The following is a 13,983-nucleotide window of genomic DNA, read 5'->3' as shown; positions in this document are numbered from 1 at the left end:
GGAGGATCTATCAACCCCCGAAAGGGGATCAAGAGATGATCGTCACATTCGACTGTCAACGGGGGGCTGGTGAACGCTTACGGCGAGGTCGGGGATTGTCCTTACCTGACCAACAGGTATGATAGTGATCCTTTTCACATTCGGAGGTGCGGAATGCCTCCTGGTTCGTCGGGGATGACACTGTGACCACTACTTCCTACTCGCGCTGGGTAACGCTGGCGGGTTTGGCATCGACGGCAACCGCCGGGATCCTGATCATCGCCAAGCTCGCGGCTTGGTTGATGACCGGCTCTTCGAGTCTACTGGCATCACTGACCGACTCGCTGATGGACATCAGTGCTTCCATCATCAATCTGGTAGCGATCCGCTACGCCCTGGTTCCCGCCGATTCCGATCATAGCTTTGGTCACGGCAAAGCCGAGTCCCTGGCCAGTCTGGCCCAAGCGGCATTTATCACCGGGTCTGCGGTTGTGCTGGTGATGAATGGCTTCTCCCGTCTGGTCAATCCGGAGCCGATGCGCCATCTGGATATCGGTATCTGGGTGACGGTCGGGGCCTTGCTCTTGACCCTGTTGCTGGTGCTGTTCCAGAGCATGGTGGTACAAAAGACCCAGAGTCAGGCCATCAAGGCGGATCGTCTGCACTACCAGTCCGATCTGTTATTTAACGCCGGTGTCTTGCTGGCACTGGGTTGTTCCTGGTACGGCTGGTTGTGGGCCGATGGTCTGTTCGCCATGCTGCTGGGGCTTTATATTCTTAAGGGCGCGCTGCAGATTGGTTATGAGGCGGTACAGACGCTGCTGGACCGGCAACTGCCGGATGAGGAGCGGGAGCAGATTGTCACGCTGGCAACTTCGGTCGCCGGGGTACACGGTATCCACGACCTGCGCACCCGTCAGTCGGGCCCGTTGCGCTTTATCCAGCTTCATCTCGAACTGGATGACTCCTTGCCGCTGGTGAAGGCCCATGATTTGGCGGATCTGGCTGAGGCCAGGATCCGTGAGGCCTTTCCAGGTGCCGATGTCATCATTCACATGGACCCGATTTCTGTACTGCAACAGGAAGACGCTGTCTCCCGCCACTCCGAAGCACAAGGATGAGCTATGGCCTGCATCAAACAAGTCACCTGGGATAAAATTCGTGAAGAGGCTGTCATCATGGCCGCCGAAGAGCCCATGCTGGCCAGTTTCTTCCACTCCACCATCCTGAATCATGATTCGCTGCGCTCAGCTCTGAGTTTCCAGCTGGCCAACAAATTGGCCAGTGCGGTCATGCCGGCGATGGTGCTGCGCGAAGTGATCGAGACGGCGTTGGCGGCGCAACCGGACATTCTGGATGCCGTCGCCGCCGATATTTGTGCGGTCAAGGATCGGGATCCGGCGGTGCGTTACTACTCCACCCCCTTGCTCTACCTCAAGGGGTTCCATGCCCTGCAAGGCTATCGGGTCGCGCACTGGTTATGGCAGCAGGGGCGCTATTCGCTGGCCACTTTCCTGCAAAACCAGATCTCCGTGGTGTTTTCGGTGGATGTACATCCGGCGGCGCAGATCGGCTGGGGCATCATGTTTGACCATGCCACCGGCATCATCATCGGCGAAACGGCGGTGGTGGAGAATGATGTCTCGATCCTGCAAAACGTCACCCTGGGCGGCACTGGCAAAGAGCATGGTGACCGTCATCCGAAGATCCGCGAAGGCGTGATGATCGGGGCTGGTGCCAAGGTGCTGGGCAATATCGAAGTCGGTTGCGGTGCCAAGATCGGTGCCGGGAGTGTGGTTCTGCAAGCCGTACCGCCTCACACCACGGTCGCCGGGGTTCCCGCCCGGGAAGTCGGTCATCCGGATTGTGACAAGCCTTCTTTGGATATGAATCAGGGGCTCTAGCCCGCTCGCCTGCCGTCCTGAGCCGGGCAGGCGGGACGGAATCACTCGTCTCCCTGCCCGTAGCCTGCGCAAGGAGTCCTGGCTTGAGCAAACGGATTGCCGGTGTCCTGATCCTCTGCATGTGGTTGGCCGATCTGGCTCATCTCTATCTCCATGTTTCCATCTGGCCTGCGGCTGTTCTAGCCTGGGGTGCGGCCCTGTTGTTGGGCCCGACCCTGGATCCGGCTGCACGACGGCAGTGTCTGGGGCTCTACCTGGGGGCCTTGTTATTGCTGTTGCTGGCCTGGAGTCAGGGCGCGCGACTGGCGCTAGCCGACCTGTTGTTGCCGAATGTGGACATGGTCACCCTGTTCGCGGCGGTGAGTTGTCTGAATCTGGCCACCGGCTCCCTAACCCAGAACAAGGGCACCTGGCCGGGTTGGAAAGGGGTCTGGAGTACCCTCCTGGGCGTCAACCTGCTGGGTGCCGTGATCAATATGTCGGTGCTGTTCGTGGTCGGGGATCGCCTGGCGCGGCAAGGCCGGCTCGAGCGGCGGCAGGTGATCATGCTCAGCCGTATCTACTGCTGTGCCGCCTTCTGGTCCCCCTTCTTCATCGCCATGGCGGTCGCTGTGACCTATGCCCCGGGGATGATCTTCGCCCATCTGCTGCCGTTCGGGGTATTAGGTTCTCTCGCCGCCATGCTGATCACGGCGCTGGAGGTTCGTCGCCTGGGCGTCGACAATTTCGAGGGCTACCCGCTGCGGGTGCAGACACTGCTGCTGCCGGGTCTGCTGGCCTTGACCGTGATCCTGGGGCGGCTGGTGTGGCCAGCGCTGAGTATCGTCGGCATTATTTCGTTGGCGGCACCGGTGATCTCTGTGCTGTTGATGCCGAAGCACAATATGACCCTGGCATTGCGCCGTCAGGTGACAGAGCGGTTTCCGGCCATGGGCAGTCAGCTGGTACTGTTTCTCGGTGCTGGCCTCTTGGCCGCAGCGATCAACGGCCTGACCCAGGTCTGGTCCCCTGCACCCTTGCTGGCCGCCTTCCATGAGTTTGGCGTGCTGGAGGCCACTCTGACCGTGGCCCTGATCCTGCTCATCGCCTATCTGGGGGTTCACCCCATCATCACCATCTCCTCGCTTTCGCCGCTGCTCTGGCATTTGCAACCGGACCCGACCCTGCTCGGCATGACGTTTCTGCTGGGCTGGGGGCTCGCCACCGGGGCGACGCCCTTATCCGGTGCCAACCTGGCACTGCTGGCCTGTTATCGGGTTCGGGCGCGGGATCTGCTGTTCTGGAACCTGGGGTATGCGGGCAAGATGCTGCTGGTGTGTGCCGGCCTGTTCGCCCTGTACCGACAGTTGGTCTGAGGTTGCCGAGGAAAGCAGCAAGTAAGCCAGTGGAGGGGACAAAGCCGGTGCCAACCCTTGTTGCCTCTGGGGGGACGGGGTATTCTGGGCCCTGAGCCTGGGTGATCACCTCCCGGAAATGAGCCACAAGACAATGGGTATGACTATGTCTCTTGAAGTACTGGAACAGCTAGAAGCCAAGGTGCAGACCGCGGTAGACAATATCGCACTGCTGAAAATGGAAATGGAAGAGTTGAAGACTCAGAACCTGCGGCTCAAGGATGAAAACCAGCAACTGCGCAATGATCATCAAGCTTGGCAAGATCGCCTGCGCGCGCTGCTGGGCAAGATGGATCAGATGGAAGAGAGCGTCTGAGCCCCGTCACGGATGCCATAGCAAAACGCCGGTCAATGACCGGCGTTTTTGTAGCGGCTATCACTCGATATCGAGGGGCTCTGGCGACAGAATAATCCCTGTGGTATCGGCATACAGGTGATCATCCGGCAGGAAGGTGACGCCGCCGAAATTCACCGGCAGATCGGTATCGCCCGTTTCACTGTCTTCGGCGCCGACCGGGATCGAGGCCAGGGCTTGAATGCCGATATCCAGATCGCCCAGCGCATCGACTTCGCGCACGCTGCCGTAACAGACAATGCCTTCCCAGCCATTTTCCTGGGCGATGGTTGCCATCTCGGCATCAATCAGCGCGCGTCGTAGCGAGCCGCCGCCATCGATCAACAATACCCGACCCACACCGCTCTCCTTGATGAGTTCACGGATCAGGCCATTGGCTTCGAAACACTTTATGGTGCTGATGACGCCACCGAAAGAGTTCCGGCCGCCGTAACTGCTAAACATGGGCTCGACGACGTCGACCAGATCGGCATAGGTGTCACAAAGTTCTGAAGTATTGTATTCCATGGTTTTTTTACCGAGGTGGATACAGGTGGCTCAAGTATAAGGAGCCCATCCAGCTTTGGAAAGCGAATCCCCACTCTACAAGCGGTTACTGTTCCCGAGTTCATGGTTTTGGCGATGAACGGGGTTCGAGCCAGCCTTGGGCGTGGCTCGAACCGCGGGAAGGAGAGGAATTAGAGGATGTAGCGGCTCAGATCCTCGTCTTCGATCAACTTGCCCAGATGCAGATTGACATGCTCGACATCGATGACGTGGGTTTGACCCGCATGGTCAGCCGCTTCGAAGGAGATGTCTTCCATCAGCTTTTCCATCACGGTATGCAAACGGCGGGCGCCAATGTTTTCGGTGCGTTCGTTGACCTGCCAGGCGGCCTCAGCGATGCGTCGGATCCCGCCGCTGGTAAACTCGATGGTGACCGCTTCGGTGGCCATCAGCGCCTGGTACTGCTCGGTCAGCGAGGCATTGGGCTCGGTGAGAATACGTTCAAAATCATCGGTGCTGAGGGCTCCGAGTTCGACGCGGATCGGCAAACGACCCTGCAGTTCCGGGATCAGATCTGAGGGCTTGGCGATCTGGAAGGCGCCCGACGCAATAAACAGGATATGGTCGGTGCGCACCATGCCGTGCTTGGTATTGACGGTGCAGCCTTCGACCAGGGGCAGCAGATCCCGCTGAACCCCCTCGCGGGAGACATCGGGGCCGGAGGATTCACCGCGTTTGCAGATCTTGTCGATCTCGTCGATGAAGACGATACCCTGGTTTTCGACCGCGGCGATCACCTGCTCCTTGAGCTCTTCCGGATTGACCAGCCGCGCCGCTTCCTCTTCGACCAACTGTTTGAGGGCCTCTTTGACCTTGAGCTTGCGCTTCTTGGTCTGACCCTGGCCCATGTTCTGGAACAGGCTCTGCAGTTGGTTGGTCATCTCCTCCATGCCGGGAGGCGCCATGATCTCCACCCCCACTTGCGGGGCTGCCAGCTCCAGCTCGATCTCTTTGTCATCCAGCTCGCCTTCGCGCAGCTTCTTGCGGAAGATCTGGCGGGTATGGCTGTTGTCCGGTTTCTCGCTCTGACCCCAGCCTTCGCGAGGGGCTGGCAGCAGGGCATCCAGGATCCGCTCTTCCGCCGCCTCTTCGGCACGGTAGCGGTTCTTCTCGATCTGTTGTTCGCGCACCATCTTCATCGCCATATCGGTCAGGTCGCGGATGATGGAGTCTACTTCCTTACCGACATAACCCACCTCGGTGAACTTGGTGGCTTCTACCTTGATAAACGGCGCATTGGCCAGTTTGGCCAGACGACGGGCGATCTCGGTCTTGCCGACCCCGGTGGGGCCAATCATCAGAATATTTTTCGGCGATACTTCCTGGCGCAGCCCCGGCTCGAGCTGCATACGCCGCCAACGGTTGCGCAAGGCGATGGCCACAGCGCGCTTGGCATCGGCCTGACCAATGATGTGGCGATCCAGCTCGTGGACAATTTCTCTAGGAGTCATTTCGGACATGGTGAATTCCTTATAACGGGCCGACGGCATCGACCCGAGGGGCAAGTCAGGCGGCTGGGTAATCCAGCACTTCAATGGTCTGGAAGCTGTTGGTGAAGACGCAGATATCACCGGCAATGGCCAAGGCCTTTTTGACGATGGTTTCGGCATCCAGCTCGGTATTATCCAGCAGGGCGCGCGCCGCAGCCTGGGCATAGCTGCCGCCGGAGCCCATGGCGATCAGATCCTGCTCGGGCTGCACTACATCGCCATTTCCGGTGATGATGAAGGATTTGTTGGCGTCGGCCACGGCCAGCATGGCTTCGAGCTTGCGCAGCGCCCGATCGCTGCGCCACTCTTTGGCGAGGGCGACGGCGGCACGTTCCAGGTTGCCCTGGTGCGCCTGCAGCTTGGCTTCGAAGCGTTCCAGCAGAGTGAAGGCATCGGCAGTGCCACCGGCAAACCCGGCCAGCACCTTGCCACCGGCCAGGCGATGCACCTTGCGGGCGTTGCCCTTCATCACGGTATTGCCCAGGGAGACCTGGCCGTCGCCGCCGATCACCACCTGGCCGTTACGGCGCACGGATACGATTGTAGTCACTGGAAACCTCGCTTGAGCAGATAGGGCGTGCCGTTATGGGCTTGTACGCGTGTCTATCAAACAGATGGGGTCGGCAGTAAAGCTTTTCAAGAGTAGAAGCAGTTAGCGGGCTAAATCCAGGGCGACGGGTGTCGCCCTGCGGTTGCGGTGCCGAGCGGTTATTTATTCCACAGAGTACAGCTATCGACCATATGCCGACTCTGCAGTTCTGCTTTCTTGCGCTCGGCATCGGCGCGGGAGGCGAAGGGGCCGAGCACCACCTTGTGCCAGGTGCCGGTGGCGGTCTGAGTCTGTTGAACCTGGGCCGCTTGTCCCTGTTGGGAGAGGCGAAGCTTCATGGATGCAGCCTGATCGGCGCTGCGGAACGCGCCACACTGCATCATGACGCGGCCACCGCTGCTGGTGCTGCTTGGTACGGCGGTAGTGGCTGGTTTGCTGTCGCTGCTGGCAAACGGCACGATTTGGCCGGCCAACAAGGCGGCGGCACGCTCCGGCTCACTGAGCTTGGGTGCTACTGTCCCTGCCGGCACGGGTTGTCCGTCCGGCGTGGTCAGGGCGCCACTCTGTTGCTGGGCCTTGAGGCGTTGCTGTTCCAGCAGTTGTTGCTGGGCCAGTAGGCGCTTGCGTTGCTCTGGATCGATACTCAGATCGGTCGGGGTGGCGCCACTGGGCAAGTCGACATTCACTTCCTTGTTTTCCAGCAAGGTCATGTAGTCAAACTTCTCCTTGGCCGGGCGTTGATCCTCGATGGGGATTGGTTTGACGACCGGGGCGACCTTGCCACTGGGCTGTGGATCCCCGGAGCTGCCTTTCAGCACATACAGGAAAATACCGAATCCGATGACCAGTGCCGCAGCCAGTACGACCCGCACCAGCGGGAATCTCGGTGGCGGCGGGCGGCGACCGGAAGCCGTCCGGCTGGCCGGTTTCCGTTTGCGGGCTGGTCGAGTGGTGCGGACGTAATCCTGAGTCATGGCTTACATACGCTCCAGAACCTGGATGCCCAGCAGGGCCAGACCCTGTTGGATGACCCGGGAGGTGGCGGCACACAAGGTGAGGCGGCTGGCTTTCTGGGCGGCTTCTACCCCTTCCTTGTTGATCGGGCAGGCTTCATAGAAGCTCATAAACAGGCCGGACAGCTCGTACAGATAGGTACACAGCAGGTGGGGCATGCCCTTGGCAGCCACATTCTGGATAGCATCGTTGAACTGCATCAGCTTTTGGGCCAATGCTTCTTCGGCCGCTTCATTCAGCTGCACCGGGCCGGTGATGGCATCGGCACCGGCACGGCGGAAGATGGACTGGATCCGGGTATAGGCATATTGCAGATAGGGCGCGGTATTGCCTTCAAACGCCAGCATGTTGTCCCAGTCGAAGATGTAGTCGGTGGTGCGGTTCTTCGATAGATCCGCATATTTCACCGCCGCCATCGCCACGGCATGGACCACGCCGGCCTGCTCTTCGGCACTCAGATCGCTCTCGCGACTGGCCATCAGATCCCGGGCGCGCTGCTCGGCTTCATCCAGCAACTCGGAGAGTTTGACGGTACCGCCGGAGCGGGTCTTGAACGGCTTGCCGTCCTTGCCCAGCATCATGCCGAAGGCTTCGTGTTCCAACGAGACCTGCTCTGGGACATAGCCAGCCTTGCGCGCTATGGTCCAGGCTTGCATCAGATGCTGATGCTGACGGGAGTCGATGAAATAAAGCACCCGATCGGCGCCTAGGGTCTCGACGCGATATTTGGCGCAGGCGATGTCGGTGGTGGTATAGAGGAAACCGCCATCCTTCTTCTGCACTATGACCGCCATGGCCTCGCCATCTTTGCCCTTGAACTCGTCGAGGAAGACCACCTGGGCGCCTTCACTCTCGACCGCCATGCCCTTGGCTTGCAGGTCGGCGACTATCCCCGGCAGCATGTCGTTGTACAGGCTTTCACCCATGACATCTTTGGCGCTCAGACTGACGTTCAGGCGGTCATAGATGATCTGGTTCTGCGCCATGGTCAAATCGACCAGCTTCTTCCACATGGTGCGGCAATAGGCATCGCCGCCTTGCAGCTTCACCACATAGCCCCGGGCCCGTTCGGCAAAGCCTTCATCCTCGTCGTAGCACTTTTTCGCCTCGCGATAGAAGGCTTCCAGATCGGAAAGCTCCATGTCGCTGGCGTGTTCGTTTTCCATTTTTTCCAGATAGGCGATGAGCATGCCGAACTGGGTTCCCCAGTCACCGACGTGGTTGGCGCGGATGACCTTGTGGCCGAGGAACTCCAGAGTCCGGGTCACAGCATCGCCAATCACGGTCGAGCGGATATGGTGCACCGCCATCTCTTTGGCGACGTTGGGCGCCGAGTAGTCAACCACTATGGTTTGCGGCGGATTGGCAGATTTGACCCCCAGTTGCGGGTCGGTGAGCAGGCCATCAATTTGGCGCGCCAGCCACTGGCTGTCGAGATAAAAGTTGATGAAGCCGGGACCGGCGATCTCGACTTTAGCGACGCGGGTGGAGGCTGGCAGGGCGTCGATCAGCTGTTGGGCGAGCTGACGCGGATTCTTGCCGACCGTTTTGGCCAGCAACATGGCCAGGTTGCTGGCCAGATCGCCGTGAGCCTTATCCTTGGTGTTGTCTACCTGAATGCGCGGAGCCAGATCGGCGGGCAATTCACCCTGGGCGATCAAGGTGGCCACGGTCTGTTCAAGTAGTTGCTGAATATGCTCTTTCATCTCTGCTCATCCAAATTTGGAAACTGAAACCAGGTACTACCGATAGTCACTACCACAGGAGTGACTACAAACAATGGCGTACGAATTTATAAGGGGCAAATTTTACTCTGAATAGCGCGCCCTGACTACCTTTGCTGCCTGGACCGGGGTTGGCTGAATTTATGCTTGCTCTGGGATAGCCGCCTATAGTGGCAAGAGCGTGACTCGCGACTCTTTGACGCATAGCGCTTGTTCATGGTTTGTGACGGCATGACCGACTCGAGTTTCCCGGAGGTAAAATGATGCGACTGCCCCTGTTTCCGCTGAATGTCTATCTCTTGCCGGGTGGCATTTTACCCCTGCGTCTGTTCGAGCCACGTTACTTGCGGATGCTCTCCCTGAGTCAGGCCCATGGTTTTGGTTTGTGTCTGCTGGGCACGCGCCGCGAGGATGGCCAGATGCCGTTACTAGCTCTGGGTACCAGAGTAGAAGTCACTGATTTTAATCAATTAGATGATGGAACCTTGGGGATTACCGTCCGCGGTATCGAACGGTATCGCTTGCATAGCCTCACTATCGAGCCGGATGGTTTACTGATGGGCGAGGTCACGGCGTTGCCGAATTGGCAAACCACGGAGTTGGCTCCCCGGCAGGATATTCTGGCGCGAAAACTCGGTGAGTTGTTTGAAGAACATCCTGATTTTGCGGCCTATTATCCGCAGCCGGAGTGGGCGAATGCCTGTTGGGTTGCCCAGCGCTGGCTCGAAGTCCTTCCCCTGTCCGGTGAACAGAAGTTACCTCTGCTGGAAAGTGATGATTGCAGTGATGCCCTGCGTTTTTTGATGGATGTGGTCCATGAGCCGCTGCGTCCTCACTAAGGTGCTGTCTCCTATTTTGCGTTGCATTTGGCGGTGTTTTGCAAATTGCAGCGCTTTGACGTGATCCCGGAGTCGGGGCCGTTCGTAATGATCATGCAGGTCACTCGAGGTTGATAGTCGATGATGAGGCAGGATCAGAATCGAATCGCAAGCCCGACAATCCGGTATACTGGCGCAACCCACGCCTATCATATCCGAGCATTGATGGACGATTCGAACCCAGAAATGATCGAGCCTTCTCACTTGGCTCAGTGGCTGCAGCGCGTGGCCGAAGAACGCTCTGCAGACGCTTATAGTCGACTGTTTCGTTATTTTGCGCCGCGGATCCGCAGCTATGGTCTGCGCCATTTGTACAGCGAGGCTCAAGCCATGGAGCTGGTGCAGAACACTCTATTGACCGTCTGGCAGAAGGCCCATCTCTATCAGGGGGAAAAGGGTGCGGCCGCGACCTGGATTTACACCGTGATGCGGAACCAGTGTTTTGACATGCTTCGCCGCCAGATGGCGAGTAAGGAGCAATTGGTCGCTGAAGATCTGTGGCCGGTATTGGAGCTGCAGGTGGAGACCGATCTTGTTGCGGATACGGGTGAAAATCAGGTGCTGACTCGTCAGCTGGCGCATTACATCCACCGGTTGCCCGTTCCTCAGCAAGAGGTGGTGCGGGGTATCTATCTGCAGGATTTAACCCTGCAAGAGCTGGCTGAACGGCTGGATGTGCCGCTTGGCACCATTAAATCCCGATTACGGTTAGCCCTGGAAAAACTTCGTGAGCAGATAGGTCATGCCGATGATTAATCACCACCCTGATAGCCAGTTGTTGCAGGCGTTTGCGGCCGGAACGCTGGCCCCGAGTCTGTCCATCGCCGTATCGGCACATCTGGAGCTCTGTCGCCGCTGTTCCCGACAGGTTCATCGACTGGAGGCTCGTCTGGCAGAGTCCCTGCTGCACGGCGAGCTGGCGGATGATGAGCCTGTGACGGATGATCTGGAGGCCATGTTGCAGCAGATTCTACAAACTCCGCCGACGGCATCGCCGGATCCGGATGATGTGGTATCACCGGTGCATCCTGTCCTGGATTGGCAGGGACAACAGATACTCATGCCCCGAGCTCTGCGCCAACTGCTTCCGGTTTCCTGGCAGCGTGTGGGCAAGGTGGCTCGAGCCCGCCTGGCGTTGAATGAAGCGGATGGTTCCAGAGCCAGTTTATTGGCGATCGAGCCCGGGGGCGGGGTGCCGGCCCATCAGCATGCCGGTTATGAACTGACCCTGTTGTTGGCGGGAAACATGCTGGATGAACACGGATGCTATCAGGCGGGCGACTTCCTTCTTCTTCAGGGATCTCAAACCCATACCCCTGTGACTCCGGATGGTTGCCTCTGTTATACCGTGCTGGATGCCCCGGTCCAGTTTACCCGGGGTCTTCCGCGACTGCTGAATGGCTTTGGATCCTTGCTCTATTGATGGTGGGCTGGAGATAACCGAGTGGTGCTGCGGTTAAAACAACTCCTGTGGATCCACATCCAGCGACCAGTGCACCTTGCGGCCGCTGGGTAGCGTTTCGATCTCTGGCAGTATCCGGGTCAATAGATGCGCCAGGGGCGCTCGTTGCGGCATCTGCAACAGCAGTTGCATCCGGTATTTGCCGGCACGGCGCTCCATCAGGGCGGAAATAGGACCTATGACCTGAAGGCCGGGATAGAGGCTGCGACGGCTCATGATAAGCCCGGCGACATCCAGCATGAATTGGTCCACATTGGCTTTGTGGACCGCCTCGCTGCGCAGCAGGGACTGAAAGGCAAAGGGCGGTAGTCCCAGCAAGGCGCGCTCCTGCAGGCAGGTGCGGGCAAAGTGGTCATAACCGTTTTGCACCAGATCCTGCAGCAGCAAATGGCCCGGATGGTGACTCTGCAACACCACCAGTCCCGGTTTGCTGGCGCGTCCCGCGCGCCCTGCAACCTGGGTGTAGAGCTGGGCCAGTCGCTCGGTGGCTCGAAAATCCTGGGAAAACAGTGCACTGTCGACATCGAGCAGTCCCACGAGCGTGACATTCGGGAAATGATGGCCCTTGGCCAGCATCTGGGTGCCGATCAGGATCTGGTACTCCCCTTGGCGGATGCCATCCAGATGCGCCTCCAGCTCGCCTTTGCGTCGGGTGCTGTCCCGATCGATACGGATGGTGCGAAAGCGGGGGAAATGGCTCGCCAGCAATGCTTCGACCTGTTCGGTTCCAACCCCTGTGCCTTGCAAATCGGCACTACCGCACTCGGGGCAGTGGCTGGGGACCGGGCGCTGGCTGTCACAATGGTGGCAATGCAGGCGTCTGCTTCCTTGATGCCAGGTGTAGTAGGCATCGCACCGGCCACAAGCCGCCGTCCAGCCACAATGGTGGCAGAGCAGGGACTGGGCATAACCCCGCCGATTGAGGAACAACATCACCTGATTCCCCGCCTGCAGGTGGGTTGCCATCAGCTGCAATAATTGCGGGGAAACACCCGCTTGCAGTGGTACCTCCTTGATATCCAGTACTGCCTGTTGTGCCATGGCGGCGCCACCGGCTCGGTGCCGTAGCCGCAGGTGCTGGTATTTGCCACTGTGAGCATTCTGCAAGGTTTCCAACGATGGCGTGGCGGATCCCAGCAGGATCGGACAAGACTCCAGCCGTGCACGCATGACGGCCAGGTCCCGGGCGTGGTAGCGAAATCCCTCCTGTTGCTTGAAGGATCCATCATGCTCTTCATCGATCAGGATCAATCCCAGATCCCGGAATGGTGTAAACAGCGCCGAGCGGGTGCCGATGAGAATAGCGGCTTCGCCTTGCTGACAGGCTAACCAGGCCTCCAGCCGCTCCCGATCATTCATGCCGGAATGCAGGGTCAGGATCGGCGCCGCAAACCGGCGTCGGAAACGTTGCAGTGTCTGCGGGGTCAAGCCGATTTCGGGGACCAGCACCAATACTTGCTGGCCGCGCGCCAGTACCGGCGCGATCAGCTGCAAATAGACTTCCGTTTTGCCAGAGCCGGTGACGCCATCTAGCAGAAATACGCCGAATTCGGCACCGTGACCCTGCACCTGAGCAACTGCCAGAGCTTGTTCAGTATTGAGCTGATGTTGATCGGACTCATGAAGCAGCAGGGTATCCCGCCAGTCCTGTTGCAAGGTGAGCAAATCGAACTTTTCTACCACCTGCTTGGCGGCTAGCTTGGCCAGTACCTGGGCATCGACTCCTGCTTCACGCAGGTCGGCTGCGGTCAGGGGGCCATCTTGCAGTAGCTGTAACGCCAGGTGTTGGCGCAATGCCGTTTTCCCCGGACGATACCCTTCGGCCTCAGTCCGCGCAGTCAGTCGCCAGCTCTCCAGCGGTCGGCGCAGGGCGGGTTCCCCCTGGCGCAACAGAACCGGCAGCGCATGTTGCAGTACCTCTCCCAGGGGATGCTGATAATAGTGAGCGCTCCAGAGCAATAACTGCCACAAGGCGTCCGGCAGCAGGGATGCGTGATCCAGCTGCTCCGTGATGGGTTTGAGCTTATCCAGCGGCAGATCGCTTTGTTCCGGATGCCCCGTGACCAGGCCGACCAGCAGTTGTCGGCCAAAGCTGACGCGAACCCGGCAGCCGATGGCTGGCAGGGGCGAGGGCGCCAGATAATCGAATTGGCGGCGCAATGGCACCGGCAGTGCGACTCTAATAGGGAGATAGGAGATCATTTCGCTCACGGGTTGCCTGTTTTTTCTGCGATCATACTTGCGGCTGTAGGGATCGATCCTATATTATTCGCACCCTCAAAACATCCGTTCCAATTCGTGTGGTGTCTGGCGTGAGGCTGGATGGCGACACGGCCTAATATATTAGAGGTTGTCCATGAAAGAAGGTATCCACCCAGAGTACAAAGCGATCAACGTGAAGTGCTCTTGCGGTAACGAATTCTCTGTCCGCTCCACTGGTCGTAGTCTGAACCTGGACGTTTGCTCTGAATGCCACCCGTTCTACACTGGCAAGCAGAAGATCGTTGACACCGGTGGTCGTGTTGACCGTTTCAACAAGCGTTTCGGCGCTCTGGTTGGCAAGAAGTAATTCGCGCCAACAACATAAAAAGCGCCTCTCGGGGCGCTTTTTTTATGTGCGCCGGGCATGGCGCGCAGCGCCGTGACAGGCGCTATCCGGTCACCGTGGTGGTGATGGGATGACTTGG

The 13,983-nt window shown here is 58.9% G+C and carries 14 protein-coding genes; 8 read left to right on the top strand and 6 right to left on the bottom strand.

Annotated elements, in window-relative coordinates; genetic code table 11:
- Nucleotides 1-182: 182 nt before the first annotated feature.
- The 4 genes from fieF (at nt 183) to ACYVG7_RS12550 (ending at nt 3,593) form a co-directional block, all read left to right on the top strand.
- On the top strand, nt 183-1,100 hold the full coding sequence (gene fieF, locus ACYVG7_RS12565) for a cation efflux pump FieF (RefSeq protein WP_460883437.1): 918 nt from the start codon (nt 183-185) through the stop codon (nt 1,098-1,100).
- Between the two features lie 3 nt (nt 1,101-1,103).
- Nucleotides 1,104-1,883: a serine O-acetyltransferase gene (cysE, locus tag ACYVG7_RS12560; protein ID WP_460883436.1), complete on the top strand. Its 780-nt coding sequence runs from the start codon at nt 1,104-1,106 to the stop codon at nt 1,881-1,883.
- Nucleotides 1,884-1,966: 83 nt separating this feature from the next.
- The gene (locus tag ACYVG7_RS12555) at nt 1,967-3,238 is read left to right on the top strand and encodes a hypothetical protein (RefSeq protein ID WP_460883435.1); all 1,272 of its coding nucleotides are present in this window, start codon (nt 1,967-1,969) and stop codon (nt 3,236-3,238) included.
- A gap of 145 nt (nt 3,239-3,383) precedes the next feature.
- Complete coding sequence (locus tag ACYVG7_RS12550) at nt 3,384-3,593, top strand: cell division protein ZapB (RefSeq protein ID WP_460883434.1); 210 nt, start codon at nt 3,384-3,386, stop codon at nt 3,591-3,593.
- A 60-nt stretch (nt 3,594-3,653) separates the two neighbouring features.
- On the opposite strand, the gene rraA is transcribed toward ACYVG7_RS12550, so the two are convergent.
- From rraA to argS, 5 genes are all read right to left on the bottom strand, one after another.
- Complete coding sequence (gene rraA / locus ACYVG7_RS12545) at nt 3,654-4,139, bottom strand: ribonuclease E activity regulator RraA (RefSeq protein ID WP_460883433.1); 486 nt, start codon at nt 4,137-4,139, stop codon at nt 3,654-3,656.
- A gap of 170 nt (nt 4,140-4,309) precedes the next feature.
- Nucleotides 4,310-5,638: an HslU--HslV peptidase ATPase subunit gene (gene hslU / locus ACYVG7_RS12540; protein WP_460883432.1), complete on the bottom strand. Its 1,329-nt coding sequence runs from the start codon at nt 5,636-5,638 to the stop codon at nt 4,310-4,312.
- A gap of 46 nt (nt 5,639-5,684) precedes the next feature.
- Complete coding sequence (hslV, locus tag ACYVG7_RS12535; protein ID WP_460883431.1) at nt 5,685-6,218, bottom strand: ATP-dependent protease subunit HslV; 534 nt, start codon at nt 6,216-6,218, stop codon at nt 5,685-5,687.
- Between the two features lie 158 nt (nt 6,219-6,376).
- Nucleotides 6,377-7,192, bottom strand: coding sequence for an SPOR domain-containing protein (locus ACYVG7_RS12530; protein ID WP_460883430.1), 816 nt, complete (start codon nt 7,190-7,192; stop codon nt 6,377-6,379).
- 3 nt (nt 7,193-7,195) lie between these two features.
- Complete coding sequence (argS, locus tag ACYVG7_RS12525) at nt 7,196-8,938, bottom strand: arginine--tRNA ligase (RefSeq protein ID WP_460883429.1); 1,743 nt, start codon at nt 8,936-8,938, stop codon at nt 7,196-7,198.
- A gap of 278 nt (nt 8,939-9,216) precedes the next feature.
- Between argS and ACYVG7_RS12520 the strand changes: the two genes are divergently transcribed.
- The 3 genes from ACYVG7_RS12520 to ACYVG7_RS12510 all read left to right on the top strand — a co-directional run bounded on the left by ACYVG7_RS12520 (nt 9,217) and on the right by ACYVG7_RS12510 (nt 11,257).
- Nucleotides 9,217-9,795: an LON peptidase substrate-binding domain-containing protein gene (locus tag ACYVG7_RS12520; protein ID WP_460883428.1), complete on the top strand. Its 579-nt coding sequence runs from the start codon at nt 9,217-9,219 to the stop codon at nt 9,793-9,795.
- 204 nt (nt 9,796-9,999) lie between these two features.
- A complete protein-coding gene (locus tag ACYVG7_RS12515; RefSeq protein ID WP_460883427.1) occupies nt 10,000-10,590 on the top strand; it encodes a sigma-70 family RNA polymerase sigma factor in 591 nt (196 codons plus the stop codon).
- Entirely contained in the window at nt 10,577-11,257 is a 681-nt protein-coding gene (locus ACYVG7_RS12510; protein WP_460883426.1) for a ChrR family anti-sigma-E factor, read from the top strand. Before ACYVG7_RS12515 ends, ACYVG7_RS12510 begins: the two co-directional genes overlap by 14 nt.
- A gap of 33 nt (nt 11,258-11,290) precedes the next feature.
- On the opposite strand, the gene priA is transcribed toward ACYVG7_RS12510, so the two are convergent.
- Complete coding sequence (priA, locus tag ACYVG7_RS12505; RefSeq protein WP_460883438.1) at nt 11,291-13,498, bottom strand: primosomal protein N'; 2,208 nt, start codon at nt 13,496-13,498, stop codon at nt 11,291-11,293.
- A 154-nt stretch (nt 13,499-13,652) separates the two neighbouring features.
- Between priA and rpmE the strand changes: the two genes are divergently transcribed.
- On the top strand, nt 13,653-13,865 hold the full coding sequence (gene rpmE / locus ACYVG7_RS12500) for a 50S ribosomal protein L31 (protein WP_460883425.1): 213 nt from the start codon (nt 13,653-13,655) through the stop codon (nt 13,863-13,865).
- The last annotated feature ends 118 nt before the right edge of the window (nt 13,866-13,983 follow it).

It is taken from the genome of Pseudaeromonas pectinilytica, assembly GCF_054780855.1.
Note: the sequence above shows the minus strand (reverse complement) of the source record. Positions and strands in the feature narration are given on the sequence as shown.

Bases quoted from the DNA above. Each gene is read 5' to 3' on its own strand.
- cysE (WP_460883436.1), top strand. From the start codon at position 1,104: ATGGCCTGCATCAAACAAGTCACCTGGGATAAAATTCGTGAAGAGGCT.
- hslU (WP_460883432.1), bottom strand. From the start codon at position 5,638: ATGTCCGAAATGACTCCTAGAGAAATTGTCCACGAGCTGGATCGCCAC.
- ACYVG7_RS12515 (WP_460883427.1), top strand. From the start codon at position 10,000: ATGGACGATTCGAACCCAGAAATGATCGAGCCTTCTCACTTGGCTCAG.
- priA (WP_460883438.1), bottom strand. From the start codon at position 13,498: ATGATCTCCTATCTCCCTATTAGAGTCGCACTGCCGGTGCCATTGCGC.
- argS (WP_460883429.1), bottom strand. From the start codon at position 8,938: ATGAAAGAGCATATTCAGCAACTACTTGAACAGACCGTGGCCACCTTG.
- ACYVG7_RS12510 (WP_460883426.1), top strand. From the start codon at position 10,577: ATGCCGATGATTAATCACCACCCTGATAGCCAGTTGTTGCAGGCGTTT.
- ACYVG7_RS12550 (WP_460883434.1), top strand. From the start codon at position 3,384: ATGTCTCTTGAAGTACTGGAACAGCTAGAAGCCAAGGTGCAGACCGCG.
- rraA (WP_460883433.1), bottom strand. From the start codon at position 4,139: ATGGAATACAATACTTCAGAACTTTGTGACACCTATGCCGATCTGGTC.
- ACYVG7_RS12530 (WP_460883430.1), bottom strand. From the start codon at position 7,192: ATGACTCAGGATTACGTCCGCACCACTCGACCAGCCCGCAAACGGAAA.
- ACYVG7_RS12520 (WP_460883428.1), top strand. From the start codon at position 9,217: ATGATGCGACTGCCCCTGTTTCCGCTGAATGTCTATCTCTTGCCGGGT.
- rpmE (WP_460883425.1), top strand. From the start codon at position 13,653: ATGAAAGAAGGTATCCACCCAGAGTACAAAGCGATCAACGTGAAGTGC.